We start from the raw sequence: 13,666 nt of genomic DNA, 5'->3' as shown, positions 1-13,666 counted from the left end.
AAAAATAAATAAATGATTTTACCAATTGTTGCATACGGTGATCCTGTTTTACGTAAAGTAGGAAAAGATATTGATGCTGACTATCCTGAATTAAGTAAATTAATTACTAATATGAAGGAAACTATGTATAACGCTAATGGTTTAGGTTTAGCTGCTCCACAAATTGGAAAAGATATTCGTTTGTTTCTTATTGATGCATCTCCTTTTAAAGATAATGAAGAACTTGATGAAGAGGAACGTGAAATTTTAGGTAATTTTAATCGTGTTTTTATCAATGCTAAAATTATAAAAGAAGAAGGAGATGAATGGGCTTTTAATGAAGGTTGTTTAAGTATTCCGTCAGTAAATGAAGATGTGTGGAGACAAGAAACAATTACAATAGAATATCAAGATGAAAACTTCAAAAAGCATACTGAAGTACTAAGTGGGTTGGCTGCAAGAGTTTTTCAACATGAATATGATCATATTGAAGGAGTTTTATTTACTGATAAATTATCATCATTAAAAAAACGATTAATTAAGAAAAAATTAGAAAACATTTCAAAAGGAAAGGTAAACGCTGATTATAGAATGCGTTTTCCTAATGCTAAGAGAAAATAAAAAACAAGACATTAATAATATAAATATATGGAGTTTAACAAAATTATATCTGTAACTGGAAAACCTGGTTTATTTGAAATCTTATCACAAACAAAAACTGGTGTGATTGTTAAGTCAATTACTGACGGTAAACGTTTTCCTATTACAGCTACTCATAACGTAAGTTTATTAGAGAATATTGCTATTTATACATATGAAGAAGAGGTTCCATTAGCTAAAGTTATAAAAAACATAGCCGATAAAGAAGACGGAAAAGAAACAATTTCTCACAAAGAAAGTTCTAATAAACTAGTTGCTTATTTTAGTGAAGTTTTACCAAACTTTGATGAAGAACGTGTGTATGCTTCAAACATTAAGAAAGTAATTCAATGGTATAATTCTTTAGTTAAAGCTGGATTTGATTTTAGTTCTTTAATTGAAAAAGAAGTAGTTTCTGAAGAAGAAGAATAAAACATGTATACTCGAAAAAATCAATTAGAAGCTTTTAATCGTTTGTTAGATATTATGGATGAACTTCGAGAGAAGTGTCCATGGGATAAAAAACAAACCTTAGAAAGTTTACGTCATTTAACTATTGAAGAAACCTATGAGTTAGCTGATGCTATTTTAGATAATGATTTAGAAGAGATAAAAAAAGAATTAGGCGATGTGCTTTTGCACATCGTTTTTTATGCTAAAATAGGAAGTGAAAAAGGTGCTTTTGATATTGCAGATATAGCAAATTCTATTTCTGACAAGTTAATTAATAGACATCCTCATATTTATGGTGATATTAAGGTTAACAATGAAGAAGAAGTAAAGCAAAATTGGGAAAAACTTAAGCTTAAAGAAGGTAAAAACTCTGTGTTAGAAGGAGTTCCTAAAAGTTTACCTGCCTTAATAAAAGCAAGTAGAATTCAGGATAAAGTTGCTGGAGTTGGTTTTGACTGGGAAGAACCACATCAAGTTTGGGAAAAGGTACAGGAAGAAATATCTGAACTTAATGAAGAAATTAAAAATAAGAACCAAGAAAAAACTGAAAAAGAGTTTGGTGATGTATTATTTTCAATGATAAATTACGCTCGTTTTATTGGTGTTAACCCTGAAAATGCTCTTGAAAAAACTAATAAAAAATTTATAAATAGATTCCAGTTTTTAGAAAAGGCAGTAAAAAAAGAAGGCAAAGAATTATCTGACATGACTTTAAGTGAAATGGATGTTTACTGGGAAAAATCAAAAGCTTATTTTAAATAACTAAATTTACTTTATCTTCTTTTTTTAGTAAAAAAATTATAGTTTTTTCATATAATCAATAATAGCCTTTCTAATATCAAATGCTTTTTCTATGGATTTTGGCTTATAGATAGATAAAACTTCAGGGTTTTTATTTGATAAAAAAGGAATATCAAACCCTTTTAAAAGGTAATCAGAAAAAGCTACTTTATATACTTTATTTTCATCAATTTTTTTAGCCTTTACATACCAATTACCAGATTTCTTTGATACATTAAAACGTTGTAAAAATGCACCTGTTCCGGAAGCTGATAATCCAAAATCTAAAACTTTTTTAAGCAAACTTCCTTTTATTTCAACTTTCAATATTGCCCCACCATATGGCAACACTCTAAAAACATCTACAGCAGTAATTTTCCCTTCAAGTACATCATCAATTCTAATTGAACCTCCATTAACCAAAGCACAGTCTACTTTATCATTATAAGCATAACTCATAGCTTTAGTTATCATATTACCCATATTAGTTTGAATACTGCGTACAGGTGTATCACGAGCTTCTAAAGGTTCTTTTGTATTAAAAATAACTTCATTAGGGCTTGCTACTACTTCTTTAATTTTAGTGTTTAAAATCCCTTCCCACTTACTAACAATATTTTCTATTTTTTTATTTGGAATAATTGATTTATTGACTTCTTTTAATTCAGATTTAACTTTTACTTTTTTTGTTAATCTATCATATTCAAATCTATGAATATAAACTGTTTTCGCATTTGCATCAGCTTTCGCTATTATAACATTATTTATATTCTCATAACTATTAGTATGTTCATGCCCTCCCATTATTAATGCTAAATCAGGTAGTAATTTTGCAATTATTCTATCCTGTTCAACTTTTACATGTGTTAAACCTAAAACAATATCAACTTTGGGTTTAATTTCATTATAAGCCCTCTTTATTTCTTCAAACATATCACCATAAAAAACATAGTTTTTAGGGTTAGAAGGTATACAAACACTAATAAAACCAACTCTTAAAATAGATCCATCTGAGTTTTTAAATTCTTTTATATAAGAATCTTTAAGTATTTGTTTTTTTTGATTTTTAATTTTATAAAAATACTTTTTACTTTCAACTTCTTTATGAAGAACATTTGCAGAAATCCAATCAAAATTACTTTCGTTTAACCTTTTTTGTAAATTAGTATAACTTAAATCAAATTCATGGTTACCAAAAGCTACTAAATCAAAATTCATAGCATTCATTACTTCAACCATTTGCTTACCTCTAACACGTTCTCCATTTATTTTTAATGTACCAAGTAAAGAAGGATTTAAAAAATCACCAGCTAGAACTAACATTGAATTTTTATTCTCTTTTAGCACTTCTTGATGAATAGTTTCAACTCTTGCCATACCTCCAAATTTTCCATTTTGAATTGGAGCTATTTCATATACGTCATTGAGTTGTACTATTGAAAAATAAGTTTTGTTTGGTGCTTTTTTAAATGAGTAGTTTGATTGTTTTAGTAAAGCTTTAGATGCTTTATTTTGTGTACTACAACTAAAATAAAGTAGTAGTAATGGTAAAAAGAAAAATAATTGCTTTTTAAGTTTCATTAAGGCTAATTTTAAAAAGCCAAAATTACAATATTAATGAACATAATAACGTGTATTATATCGTATTAATTTTCTGTAAGCGACTAATTCTGGAAATTGGTAGAAGAAATTTATTTTCTTTTGTGCGATTGTTTTTGGATTTTTTACTTTTTTCTTTAAAACAAAATATGTCCAACTTTCAACTATATCTTCTTCAGGACTTTCTGCTGCATAATCTGTAACAAAATCTGCAAGATTATCAAAATACAGTCCATTTAATTTTTCTACACAACTTTCTTCTGTAAAACAATGCCTTTCCTTTATAACATCCCATTTCTCTAACAATCTCCCCTTCCAAAACAAAGACACAAACCTATTTAAATAACTATTTTTGTACGCTTCACCTTCTAAAGTAAGATATAAACCTCCCTCATCTTGAAGTATTTTGTTGGTTGGTTTTATCTGAGTATTGTTAAGTGTTAATAAATGCCCAAACTCATGAACTAAAGTATAAACTGATTCTTGTAGTCTTTTTTTGTTTTTTGATTTAAAATTAACATCTAAAGTATCAATAACTAATTGCCATTTATCATTTTTAGAACTTAAAGCTCCCAATGCACCAGTTTTTTCATCTAAACCATCAGAAATAAGCACTAATTTTTTAATGTATTTTTTTGTGATTGATTTAGGGAAAATCTCGTAAAAAGTTTGCCAATGAAGAGCAGCTAACTTGTCATTTTTAGAATAGTTTTTAATAAATCTACCATTCCTTATATTCCACGTCCCTATGTTTTCATCATCTGAAGAATAATGAAAAAAAGAAAAAGTAATAAAAAAAGTAACAACTATAAACTTCATAATTCTAAAAAACTTCTAGTGCCTTGTTATATGCACTTTCAAAACTCATTGGTTTAATATTGGTATTAACTTTATTAGAGGTAAAATAAGACAACAATTTCTCTGTTGGCATATTACCTGTTAAATCATCTTTAGCCATAGGACAACCACCATAACCTTTTATAGCTCCATCAAAACGTTTACAACCAGACCTGTATGCACTATCAACTTTTTCAAACCAAGTGTCAGGAGTTGTATGTAAATGTGCTCCAAATTCTATTTCAGGGTATTGAGGAATTAAATTAGTAAACAGATACTCAATTACTTGTGGGGTTGAGCTACCTATTGTGTCAGATAAAGATAACACTTTCACTCCTAAATTACAAAGTTTTTCTGTCCATTCTCCAACAATATCAACATCCCAAGGATCTCCATAAGGATTCCCAAACCCCATTGATAAATAAGCAACTACTTCTTTATTCGTTCTTGTGGCAATTGACAAAACTTCTTTTAATGTATCTATAGATTGTTCAATTGTTTTGTGCGTATTACGCATTTGAAAATTTTCAGATATAGAAAAAGGGTATCCTAAGTAATCAATTTCGTCAAAACATGATGCATCATTAGCTCCTCTAACATTAGCAACAATAGCTAGCAATTTACTTTCTGTATCTGCTAGATTTAATTTTGATAAAACATCAGCAGTATCACGCATTTGTGGTATTGCCTTAGGTGAAACAAAACTACCAAAATCAATAGTGTCAAAACCTACTTTAAGTAAAGAGTTTATATATTTTGCCTTAGAATCTGTAGAAATAAAATGACTCTTAATTCCTTGCATTGCATCTCTAGGGCATTCAATAATTTTAACTCTATCATTCATCGCGCCAAATATACATATTTTCATTAGTTTTTTATTTTAAATTTTGATATAATAATTTAATACTTATAAAAAAAGTAATTTCTCATCTCTTTCTTTATTTTTATAAGCATAAAACTTTTTTATAAAAAAGTGTCACACATTAAAAATTAGATTGTCATTAGGTTAGAATATATTTATTGGAATCGCAAAATTTACATATCAACCAACTAATCGAACGCTGTAAGAAGAAGGATAATAATGCGCAAATGCAAGTATATAAAAGCTATTATAAAGCAATGTATAATACCGCATTTCGCATATTAAAAGACGAATTTGAAGCTGAAGATCTAATGCAAGAAGCTTTTCTTACTGCATTTACAAAATTACACACTTTTAAAGGTGAAGTAGCTTTTGGTGCTTGGTTAAAAAGAATTGTAATAAACAAAAGTTTAACACAATTAAAAAAAAACAATCGCTACGATGAAGTAAAAATGGATGTAATTCCTAATAATGAAGTTGAGAGTGATACAATTAATTACAACGATTTAGATATACAAGAAGTATTAAAAGTAATTCAAAGTTTAAAAGATAATTACCGTTTAACACTTACTCTAAACCTTGTTGAAGGGTATGATTATGAAGAAATAGCTCAAATTTTAAATTACACCAATGAAAATGTTAGAACAACTATTTCTAGAGCAAAGAAAAAGTTAAAGCAAATTTTAATTGGAAATGATGTTAAAACAAAAATATATGGTAGATAAATTACTTGTCTTTTTTTATGAAAATGACTTTGATATTCATGAACCACGTTCTGGACATTTTGACCGATTTAGACAAAAATTAAAGTTACTACTTTTTTAAAAAGATGTAGTATTAAATAAATTAATAAGAATTTATAAAATGAAATTTTATGGCAGATAAATTACATAACTTTTTTCATGATAATGATTTCGATATTCATGAACCTCATTCTGGTCATCTTATTAGATTTCAACGCAAGTTACAAACTCCTAAAAAAAGAACATTTACTTCATGGAAATGGATGAGTATAGCAGCTTCTGTTATATTAGTTTTAGGATTTTATCTAGGTAATATTCAAAACACAAAAGCACAATATGGTTTAGCTGGAATATCTCCTAAAATGGCCGAAGCTGAAACTTTTTTTGTTTCAACAATTAAGCAAGAATTAAAAGAAGTTGAAAAGCATAGAAATATTGAAACTGAAACCCTAATTGAAGATGCTCTTGATAAATTTGAAGACCTTGAAGATAAATTTAAAACATTCTCTAAAGAGCTACTTAAAAATGAAAACAAAAGGTACATCATACAAAGAATGATAAATAATTACCAACAGAGATTAGATATTTTAGGAGAATTACTTACTCAATTAGAATATCAAAAAAACCCAACAAAATTTGAAATTAAATATGATGAAATTATATAAAACACTTTTATTAGTTATTGGCTTAACTCCTGCTCTATTATTCTCAAATACAATTAATGATAATAGTAGTAAAAAGCATGAAAAAAGTAAGACCATTAAAAAACAATTTTCAGTAAATAGTAATGCTACACTATATATTAAAAACAAATATGGAAACATTAATGTAACTACATGGAATGAAAATCGTATACAAATTGATGTGAAAATTACTGTAAAGGGAAATAGTTTAGATAAAGTAGAAAATAAACTAGATGCTATTACTGTTGATTTTGAAGCTACTAAAAATTTAGTAGAAGCCAGAACTAGAATAGAAAAAACAAAATCTAGTTGGTCATCATGGTGGAAAAGTAATAATATTAATTTTAAAATTAATTATTTTATTAAAATGCCAGTAACAAATAATGCAGATTTTAATAATGCATATGGAAATATCGAAATTGATGTACTTGAAGGAAAATCAAACATTAATTGTGATTATGGAAATATTGATATAGATAAACTAACCAATATTAACAATACTATAAATTTAGATTATTGCGGTGCTTCGGAAATTAACTATATAAAATCTGGTAACATCTCTATAGATTATTCTAAATTAAGAATTAATAATTCTGAAAAACTAAAAATTAATGCTGATTACTCTGCAGTAAAAATTCAAAACTCTAATACTATAAACTTTAATAGTGATTATGGTAGTCTTATTGTTAATAATGTTGAAAATATATATGGTAATTCTGATTATGCAGGTGTAAAAATTGGTACTTTAAAAAAGAACCTCGAAATAAATACAGATTACGGAAGTGTTAAAATACAAAACATAGCAAATAATTTTGAAAAAATAAGTATCGATGGTAGTTATGCAGGCATAAAGCTAGGAACAAGCAGTACAAATAATTTCAAATTCACTATGAGTTTAGGATATGCAAGTTTCAATTATCCGAAAGATAAAGTAGAGATGTATAAAAGCATTAAAAAATCCTCAAAAAAATATTATGAAGGAGTATTCGGGAACTCAAATAGTAATTCTGTAATTAATATAAAGTCAAGTTACGGAGGGGTTTCTTTAAAAACAAATGACTAAAACAATTATAAAAACTTTAAAAATGAAAAAATCAATAATAATATTAATAGCAATAAGCATGAGCTTAACATCACAAGCTCAAAGTTGGTGGAGTTCAAAAAAAGTAAAAGGAAATGGTAATGTAACTACAGAAACAAGAAAAGTGAATGATTTTGATAGAGTTAACGTTGGCGGCTCTTTTGATGTTAGACTTGTAGAAGGTAATGAAGGTAAAATATCAATTGAAGGTGAAGAAAATATTATTCCTTACATTGAAACAATTGTAAAAAACAACAAACTAAAAATTAAATTCAAAAAGAATATTAATATAAGAACTACTAAAAAACTTGTTGTTACTGTTTCTTTTGAAAGTATTGATGGTGTATCTTTAGAAGGCTCTGGAAACGTTGTAGTAAATAAAAAAATTAAAGAAGAAGATATTTCTTTCAGTATAGCTGGGTCTGGAAACATAAAAGCTATGGTTAATGCTAAAACAATAAGAGCTTCTATTGGAGGCTCAGGAAATATTAAATTAAAAGGAAGTACGAATAATTTTAAATGCTCTATCGCTGGTTCAGGAGATGTTAAAGCATATGAATTAAAAACTTCTTATTTAAAAGCTAGCATAGCAGGATCAGGAGATATACAAACATCTGTATCTAAAAAAATAAAGGCTAACGTAGTTGGCTCTGGGAATATTTATTATAAAGGAAAACCAAAACATGTAGACACTAACTCTATTGGTTCTGGAAATGTTATTAGTCGAAACTAATATTCATACTTCTTTCATATTAAAAAAGTTATAATCCCATAAAATTACCTTTTATGGGATTATAACTTTTTAGTTTATAAAAATACTATTAATTAAAAATTAATCTTCTTCAATAATAATAACTTCATCACACGTTAAACCGCCAGATGAAACACCTCTCACCTTAATTTTTCCATTTTTAAAATTATTCCCTAATTGTATCGTAACTTTATTATTATCAATCCCTGACAAAAATTCAATATCTCCTGAAATTATTTCCCATTTTACAATTGGATCTGATAGATTTGTAACATATTCATAAACTATTGGAGTACCAATATTCAATGTTGAATTTCTTTGAAAACAACAAACTGTTCCTGTAAAATTAAGGTCAGTTAATTTAGGTTCATTTTCTAAACAAAGCCCAAACGTATTATCTTTCAAACTTATTGTTGGTGAATCATTTTCATTACACGAAAAGAATAACACTGTTACTAAAAGAATTACTGATTTAATGTTTTTCATAATAGTTTTATATTTAATTAATATACTTTTCTATATAGTCTTAAAATAAAAAAAAGGTTGCGTCTAGAAAGCAACCCTAAATAAAAAAGCTAAACTGTATATTATTTAAATTAACTACTCATTGACTTAACATATTATGGAACTATCAAAAATTATAAAGCAACTTACTTGTAATTTTTTGTTTCTTATATAAAATCTTCTTTTTATAATAAGTAAAAATTAAATATATCCTAATATCTAATTTTTACAAAAAATCATAGATATGTTTATTTCTTAAAATTAATTTGCTTGACTTTCTATCTTTTCTACATTTGAACCGTAAAATACTTTTAAAAATGAACAGAAAAGAATTACTAAAGCTAGCAGACACATACGGTTGTCCGTTATATGTTTATGATACAGATGTAATAATTAATCAATATAAAAAAATTACAAACGCTTTTTCTAAAGTTAAAAATGTAAAGATAAATTATGCAACAAAAGCACTATCTAATATTAACATATTAAAAGTTTTTAATTCTTTAAAAAGTGGATTAGATACGGTATCAATACAGGAAGTAAAACTAGGGCTATTGGCTGGTTTTGAACCAAAAGATATTATATACACCCCTAATGGAGTTTCTTTACAAGAAATAGAAAAAGTAGCTAAATTAGGTGTGCAAATTAATATTGATAACTTATCAATATTAGAACTTTTTGGTCAAAAACACCCTGAAATACCTGTTTGTATAAGAATAAATCCACACGTTATGGCTGGTGGAAACAGTAAAATATCTGTTGGTCATATTGATTCTAAGTTTGGTATTTCAATACACCAAGTACCACATATAAAAAGAGTTGTTGAAAATACAGGCATGCATATAAATGGTATTCATATGCATACTGGATCAGATATTTTAGATATTGATACTTTTTTAAGAGCTACAGAAATTTTATTTGATATAGCTAAACAATTTAAAAATATAGATTTTATTGATTTTGGAAGCGGTTTTAAAGTTCCTTACAAAAAAGATGATATTTCAACAAACATTGATGAATTAGGTAAAAAACTATCAACAAGGTTTAATGATTTCTGTAAAAATTACGGTAAAGATGTAACCTTAATGTTTGAACCTGGTAAATTTTTAGTAAGTGAATCTGGTTATTTTCTAGCTAAAGTAAATGTTATAAAACAAACAACATCTACAGTATTTGCTGGAATTGATAGTGGTTTAAACCATCTTATAAGACCAATGTTTTATAACTCATATCATCATATTGAAAATATATCTAATCCTAAAGGTAGAGAACGATTTTATAGTATAGTTGGATACATATGTGAAAACGATACTTTTGGTTCTAATAGACGAATTTCAGAAATAGCTGAAGATGATATATTATGTTTCCATAATGCGGGTGCATATTGTTTTTCTATGGCTTCAAACTACAACTCAAGGTATAGACCTGCAGAAGTTATGCTTTATAAAGGGAAAGACTATTTAATTAGAAAAAGAGAAACCTTTGAAGACATAGTACGAAATCAAGAACAAGTAGTTATTAACTAAAATAAAACTCCAATATTTTCTAAAAAATATTGGAGTTTTTTAATACAATCCTTTCATCGAATTATATTAGAATTGGTTAGAAGTTACAGATAAATTCCCCTATTTATCTATCCGTTTTGCAAACATACTATAAATAAAATAAAATTATTACAGGAAAAACCCTGTTTTTATTCATAAAAAAATCCGCTTATAGCGGATTTTTAATATATTATATGTAATAAACTATTACTTTTCAGCAACAACTTCAAATACAATATCTGCTACTACTGCTCTGTGTAAACGAACAGCTGCATTATATTTACCTAATCTTTTAACATTACCTCCAGTAACTTTGATAAATTTTCTATCTATCTCAGTTCCTGCTTTTGATAATGCAACAGCAACATCAGCATTGTTTACAGATCCAAATAATTTGTCTCCTGTACCAACTTTAGAAGCTATTTTAAGTTCATATCCTTTAATAGTATCTGCTAATTTAGTAGCATCTTCTATTAATTTAGCTTCCTTAAAAGCACGTTGCTTTAAGTTTTCTGCTAATACTTTTTTAGCTGAAGAAGTAGCTAAAATTGCATATCCTTGAGGTATTAGGCAGTTACGTCCATAACCATTCTTAACGGTTACAACATCGTCTTTAAAACCTAAGTTTTCTACGTCTTGTTTTAATATCAATTCCATGTTTCTACTTCTTTATTATTTTAACATATCACCAACGTATGGCATTAAAGCTAAGTGACGAGCTCTTTTAATAGCCTGTGCAACTTTACGTTGATATTTTAATGATGTTCCTGTTAAACGTCTTGGTAAAATTTTACCTTGTTCGTTTACTAAATACATTAAGAAACTAGCATCTTTATAATCGATGTATTTAATATCATTTTTCTTAAAACGACAGTATTTTGCTTCTTTTTTAGTTTCAATGTCAAGTGGAGTTAAGTAACGTACTTCTCCTTGCTTGTTTCCTTTTGCTTGTTGATCTATAGACGACATAGGTTACTTTTTTGATGATTTAACACGTTCTTTTCTCTTCTCAGCCCAAGCCGCAGCATGTTTATCTAACCTTACAGTTAAATAACGCATAATGCTATCATCACGTCTAAATTCTAATTCAAACGGAGTAATAGTATCTCCTGATGCTTTAAACTCGATTAAGTGGTAAAATCCACTTTTCTTTTTTTCAATTGGGTAAGCTAATTTCTTTAAGCCCCAATTTTCTTTGTAAATCACCTCTGCACCCTTTGAAGTCAAATAATCTTCAAATTTCTGCACTGTTTCCTTTATCTGACCTTCAGATAAAACGGGATTCAAAATGAAAACAGTTTCGTAATGGTTCATAATTAAAAATTTTATTTTAAGGGTGCAAATATATAAAAAATAGACTATATATATAACAACTACACGCTATATTTTTTTATTTGTTTTTGAGTAAGTTTGTAACCCTTCTAAAATTTCAAAAATATGTTAATCCCTGAATTACCTAATATTATTCATTTTGCTATTCCTTTTTTTATAATTACAGTACTTATTGAAGTAATTTTAACTGTAAAAGTAAAAATGGAAAATTATGAATATATAGATTCCTTAACTTCAATAACGATGGGCTTAGGTAATGTTTTTATAGGATTATTTACTAAAGGAATTACATTCGCTTTCTTATTATTTATATATGAATACCGCTTTTTTACAATTCCCTTTATTTGGTGGTCGTGGTTAATTTTATTGTTTGCTGAAGATTTAGTGTATTACTGGAATCATAGAATTGCACATGAAAGTAGGTTATTTTGGGCTAGTCATGTGGTACATCATTCCTCAAAAAAATATAATTTATCAACGGCTTTACGACAAACTTGGTCTGGTAGTTTTTATACTTTTATTTTCTGGACTCCCCTAGCCCTTATAGGGTTTCATCCTGCAATGATTTTAATGCAAATGAGTATAAGCCTTTTATATCAATACTGGATTCACACTGAATTAATTTACAAACTACCAAATTGGTTTGAAGCAATTTTTAACACTCCTAGTCACCATAGAGTTCATCATGCAACAAATCCACAATATTTAGACAGAAATCATGCTGGTATCTTTATTATATGGGATAAACTATTTGGCACATTTGAACCAGAAATAGAAAAACCTATATATGGTTTAGTTAGTAATATTAACACATACAATCCTATTAAAGTTGCTTTTCATGAGTGGTTCAATATGCTATCAGATTTTTTATTTTCTAAAACATCTATTATAAATAAACTTAAATACTTGATTAAGCCACCAGGATGGAAACATGATGGTAGTGGTAAATTATCTACTGATTTAAGAAAAGAATGGAGTGCAAAAAAAAAGAGATAAATTAATAATTTATCTCTTTTTTATATTTTTTACTTTTTAAATTACTGATTCCCAAGGATAATTGGCATTCCACTATTACCTGAACCTATAATCACAACTTTACTGTTTGGTGATTCAGATAATTTCATTGTTGCTTCAATACCTTTATCACGTAGAATTTTATCAGTAAGTGAAGCACTTAAAATTTTGTTTGCATCTGCTTTTCCTTTTGCTTCAATTATCTGTTTTTCAGCTTCTTTTTGTGCAGTTACTAACCTAAACTCATATTCTAATGACTCTTGTTCTTGCTTTAGTTTTCGTTCAATTGCTGATTTGATAGTAGCTGGTAAAGTAACATCTCTAACTAATACTTCATTTAATTGAATATGTTGCTTGTCTAATATTTTCTTTGTTTCAACAAATATCTCTTCTTGAATTACATCTCTTTTACTAGAGTATAATTGTTCTGGTGTATAACGACCTACAACACTTCTAGCAGCAGAACGAATGGCTGGTTGAATAACTCTTGAAATATAATTTTCTCCTTTTTCTTTATGTAATAACCCTAAATTTTCTGATTGTGGTTGAAACCATGCAGAAGCTTCTAATTGAATTTCTAATCCATTTGAAGATAAAACTTGCATTTTTTCAAAAATTTCTTGTTGACGTACTTCATACACGAAAACCTTATTCCATGGAGCCACAATATGAAAACCTTCACCTAATGATGGTTCATCTGTTACTACACCACCTCCAAAAGTTTTATACAAAACTCCAGCTTGACCTGACTTTATAGTTTCTGTTGATTTTGAAAAAGCTATAATTGTAATTACAGCTAATAAAACTACCATAAAACCTCCTTTAGGAAACTTTAAATCTAATTGCCTGTTATTGTTCATTGTTT

Annotated in this window: 17 protein-coding genes; 9 read left to right on the top strand and 8 right to left on the bottom strand. The window is 27.6% G+C overall.

All coding sequences use genetic code 11. The features are described from left to right. Positions 1-12: 12 nt before the first annotated feature. Genes def through mazG form a run of 3 tightly spaced genes read left to right on the top strand, consistent with a single transcriptional unit; the run spans position 13 to position 1,833 of the window. Positions 13-600, top strand: coding sequence for a peptide deformylase (gene def / locus BLV71_RS13300; RefSeq protein WP_093871024.1), 588 nt, complete (start codon positions 13-15; stop codon positions 598-600). A gap of 27 nt (positions 601-627) precedes the next feature. Beyond that, the gene (locus tag BLV71_RS13295) at positions 628-1,050 is read left to right on the top strand and encodes a DUF5606 family protein (RefSeq protein ID WP_093871023.1); all 423 of its coding nucleotides are present in this window, start codon (positions 628-630) and stop codon (positions 1,048-1,050) included. Positions 1,051-1,053: 3 nt separating this feature from the next. Continuing rightward, complete coding sequence (gene mazG, locus BLV71_RS13290) at positions 1,054-1,833, top strand: nucleoside triphosphate pyrophosphohydrolase (RefSeq protein ID WP_093871022.1); 780 nt, start codon at positions 1,054-1,056, stop codon at positions 1,831-1,833. Positions 1,834-1,869: 36 nt separating this feature from the next. On the opposite strand, the gene BLV71_RS13285 is transcribed toward mazG, so the two are convergent. Genes BLV71_RS13285 through BLV71_RS13275 form a run of 3 tightly spaced genes read right to left on the bottom strand, consistent with a single transcriptional unit; the run spans position 1,870 to position 5,131 of the window. Next, positions 1,870-3,432, bottom strand: coding sequence for a bifunctional metallophosphatase/5'-nucleotidase (locus BLV71_RS13285; RefSeq protein ID WP_093871021.1), 1,563 nt, complete (start codon positions 3,430-3,432; stop codon positions 1,870-1,872). 33 nt (positions 3,433-3,465) lie between these two features. Beyond that, the gene (locus BLV71_RS13280) at positions 3,466-4,269 is read right to left on the bottom strand and encodes a hypothetical protein (RefSeq protein WP_093871020.1); all 804 of its coding nucleotides are present in this window, start codon (positions 4,267-4,269) and stop codon (positions 3,466-3,468) included. A 4-nt stretch (positions 4,270-4,273) separates the two neighbouring features. Beyond that, a complete protein-coding gene (locus BLV71_RS13275) occupies positions 4,274-5,131 on the bottom strand; it encodes a hydroxymethylglutaryl-CoA lyase (RefSeq protein WP_093871019.1) in 858 nt (285 codons plus the stop codon). A gap of 176 nt (positions 5,132-5,307) precedes the next feature. On the opposite strand from BLV71_RS13275, the gene BLV71_RS13270 reads away from it, so the two are divergent. From BLV71_RS13270 to BLV71_RS13255, 4 genes are all read left to right on the top strand, one after another. Further along, positions 5,308-5,874, top strand: coding sequence for an RNA polymerase sigma factor (locus BLV71_RS13270; protein WP_093871018.1), 567 nt, complete (start codon positions 5,308-5,310; stop codon positions 5,872-5,874). Positions 5,875-6,023: 149 nt separating this feature from the next. Beyond that, positions 6,024-6,557, top strand: a complete 534-nt coding sequence (locus tag BLV71_RS13265; protein ID WP_093871017.1) for a hypothetical protein — start codon at positions 6,024-6,026, stop codon at positions 6,555-6,557. Further along, positions 6,541-7,638: a hypothetical protein gene (locus BLV71_RS13260; protein WP_143032791.1), complete on the top strand. Its 1,098-nt coding sequence runs from the start codon at positions 6,541-6,543 to the stop codon at positions 7,636-7,638. Before BLV71_RS13265 ends, BLV71_RS13260 begins: the two co-directional genes overlap by 17 nt. Before the next feature lie 22 nt (positions 7,639-7,660). Then, entirely contained in the window at positions 7,661-8,389 is a 729-nt protein-coding gene (locus tag BLV71_RS13255) for a head GIN domain-containing protein (RefSeq protein ID WP_176974405.1), read from the top strand. A 99-nt stretch (positions 8,390-8,488) separates the two neighbouring features. Here the strand turns inward: BLV71_RS13255 and BLV71_RS13250 are convergent, their stop codons facing one another. Next, a complete protein-coding gene (locus tag BLV71_RS13250) occupies positions 8,489-8,893 on the bottom strand; it encodes a hypothetical protein (protein WP_093871014.1) in 405 nt (134 codons plus the stop codon). Between the two features lie 323 nt (positions 8,894-9,216). Here BLV71_RS13250 and lysA point away from each other — a divergent pair, with 323 nt between their 5' ends. After that, entirely contained in the window at positions 9,217-10,437 is a 1,221-nt protein-coding gene (gene lysA / locus BLV71_RS13245; RefSeq protein WP_255405279.1) for a diaminopimelate decarboxylase, read from the top strand. 225 nt (positions 10,438-10,662) lie between these two features. Here the strand turns inward: lysA and rplI are convergent, their stop codons facing one another. Genes rplI through rpsF form a run of 3 tightly spaced genes read right to left on the bottom strand, consistent with a single transcriptional unit; the run spans position 10,663 to position 11,769 of the window. Continuing rightward, a complete protein-coding gene (gene rplI / locus BLV71_RS13240) occupies positions 10,663-11,112 on the bottom strand; it encodes a 50S ribosomal protein L9 (protein WP_093871012.1) in 450 nt (149 codons plus the stop codon). A 15-nt stretch (positions 11,113-11,127) separates the two neighbouring features. Further along, positions 11,128-11,424: a 30S ribosomal protein S18 gene (gene rpsR, locus BLV71_RS13235; RefSeq protein ID WP_093871011.1), complete on the bottom strand. Its 297-nt coding sequence runs from the start codon at positions 11,422-11,424 to the stop codon at positions 11,128-11,130. A gap of 3 nt (positions 11,425-11,427) precedes the next feature. Beyond that, positions 11,428-11,769 (bottom strand): 30S ribosomal protein S6, encoded by a 342-nt coding sequence (gene rpsF / locus BLV71_RS13230; RefSeq protein ID WP_093871010.1) that lies wholly within the window; start codon positions 11,767-11,769, stop codon positions 11,428-11,430. Positions 11,770-11,892: 123 nt separating this feature from the next. Here rpsF and BLV71_RS13225 point away from each other — a divergent pair, with 123 nt between their 5' ends. Next, complete coding sequence (locus tag BLV71_RS13225) at positions 11,893-12,783, top strand: sterol desaturase family protein (protein WP_093871009.1); 891 nt, start codon at positions 11,893-11,895, stop codon at positions 12,781-12,783. Between the two features lie 41 nt (positions 12,784-12,824). Here the strand turns inward: BLV71_RS13225 and BLV71_RS13220 are convergent, their stop codons facing one another. Continuing rightward, entirely contained in the window at positions 12,825-13,613 is a 789-nt protein-coding gene (locus BLV71_RS13220; protein ID WP_369813937.1) for a prohibitin family protein, read from the bottom strand. Positions 13,614-13,666 lie beyond the last annotated feature (53 nt).

The organism is Tenacibaculum sp. MAR_2010_89 (assembly GCF_900105985.1).
Lineage (GTDB): Bacteria > Bacteroidota > Bacteroidia > Flavobacteriales > Flavobacteriaceae > Polaribacter > Polaribacter halocynthiae.
The sequence above is the reverse complement of the archived record's forward strand: the minus strand, read 5'-3'. Positions and strand labels throughout refer to the sequence as shown.

What these genes read in the sequence shown, in the direction of transcription:
- def (WP_093871024.1), top strand. Translation starts at nt 13, where the DNA reads ATGATTTTACCAATTGTTGCATACGGTGATCCTGTTTTACGTAAAGTA.
- BLV71_RS13295 (WP_093871023.1), top strand. Translation starts at nt 628, where the DNA reads ATGGAGTTTAACAAAATTATATCTGTAACTGGAAAACCTGGTTTATTT.
- mazG (WP_093871022.1), top strand. Translation starts at nt 1,054, where the DNA reads ATGTATACTCGAAAAAATCAATTAGAAGCTTTTAATCGTTTGTTAGAT.
- BLV71_RS13285 (WP_093871021.1), bottom strand. Translation starts at nt 3,432, where the DNA reads ATGAAACTTAAAAAGCAATTATTTTTCTTTTTACCATTACTACTACTT.
- BLV71_RS13280 (WP_093871020.1), bottom strand. Translation starts at nt 4,269, where the DNA reads ATGAAGTTTATAGTTGTTACTTTTTTTATTACTTTTTCTTTTTTTCAT.
- BLV71_RS13275 (WP_093871019.1), bottom strand. Translation starts at nt 5,131, where the DNA reads ATGAATGATAGAGTTAAAATTATTGAATGCCCTAGAGATGCAATGCAA.
- BLV71_RS13265 (WP_093871017.1), top strand. Translation starts at nt 6,024, where the DNA reads ATGGCAGATAAATTACATAACTTTTTTCATGATAATGATTTCGATATT.
- BLV71_RS13260 (WP_143032791.1), top strand. Translation starts at nt 6,541, where the DNA reads ATGATGAAATTATATAAAACACTTTTATTAGTTATTGGCTTAACTCCT.
- BLV71_RS13255 (WP_176974405.1), top strand. Translation starts at nt 7,661, where the DNA reads ATGAAAAAATCAATAATAATATTAATAGCAATAAGCATGAGCTTAACA.
- BLV71_RS13250 (WP_093871014.1), bottom strand. Translation starts at nt 8,893, where the DNA reads ATGAAAAACATTAAATCAGTAATTCTTTTAGTAACAGTGTTATTCTTT.
- rplI (WP_093871012.1), bottom strand. Translation starts at nt 11,112, where the DNA reads ATGGAATTGATATTAAAACAAGACGTAGAAAACTTAGGTTTTAAAGAC.
- rpsR (WP_093871011.1), bottom strand. Translation starts at nt 11,424, where the DNA reads ATGTCGTCTATAGATCAACAAGCAAAAGGAAACAAGCAAGGAGAAGTA.
- rpsF (WP_093871010.1), bottom strand. Translation starts at nt 11,769, where the DNA reads ATGAACCATTACGAAACTGTTTTCATTTTGAATCCCGTTTTATCTGAA.
- BLV71_RS13225 (WP_093871009.1), top strand. Translation starts at nt 11,893, where the DNA reads ATGTTAATCCCTGAATTACCTAATATTATTCATTTTGCTATTCCTTTT.
- BLV71_RS13220 (WP_369813937.1), bottom strand. Translation starts at nt 13,613, where the DNA reads ATGGTAGTTTTATTAGCTGTAATTACAATTATAGCTTTTTCAAAATCA.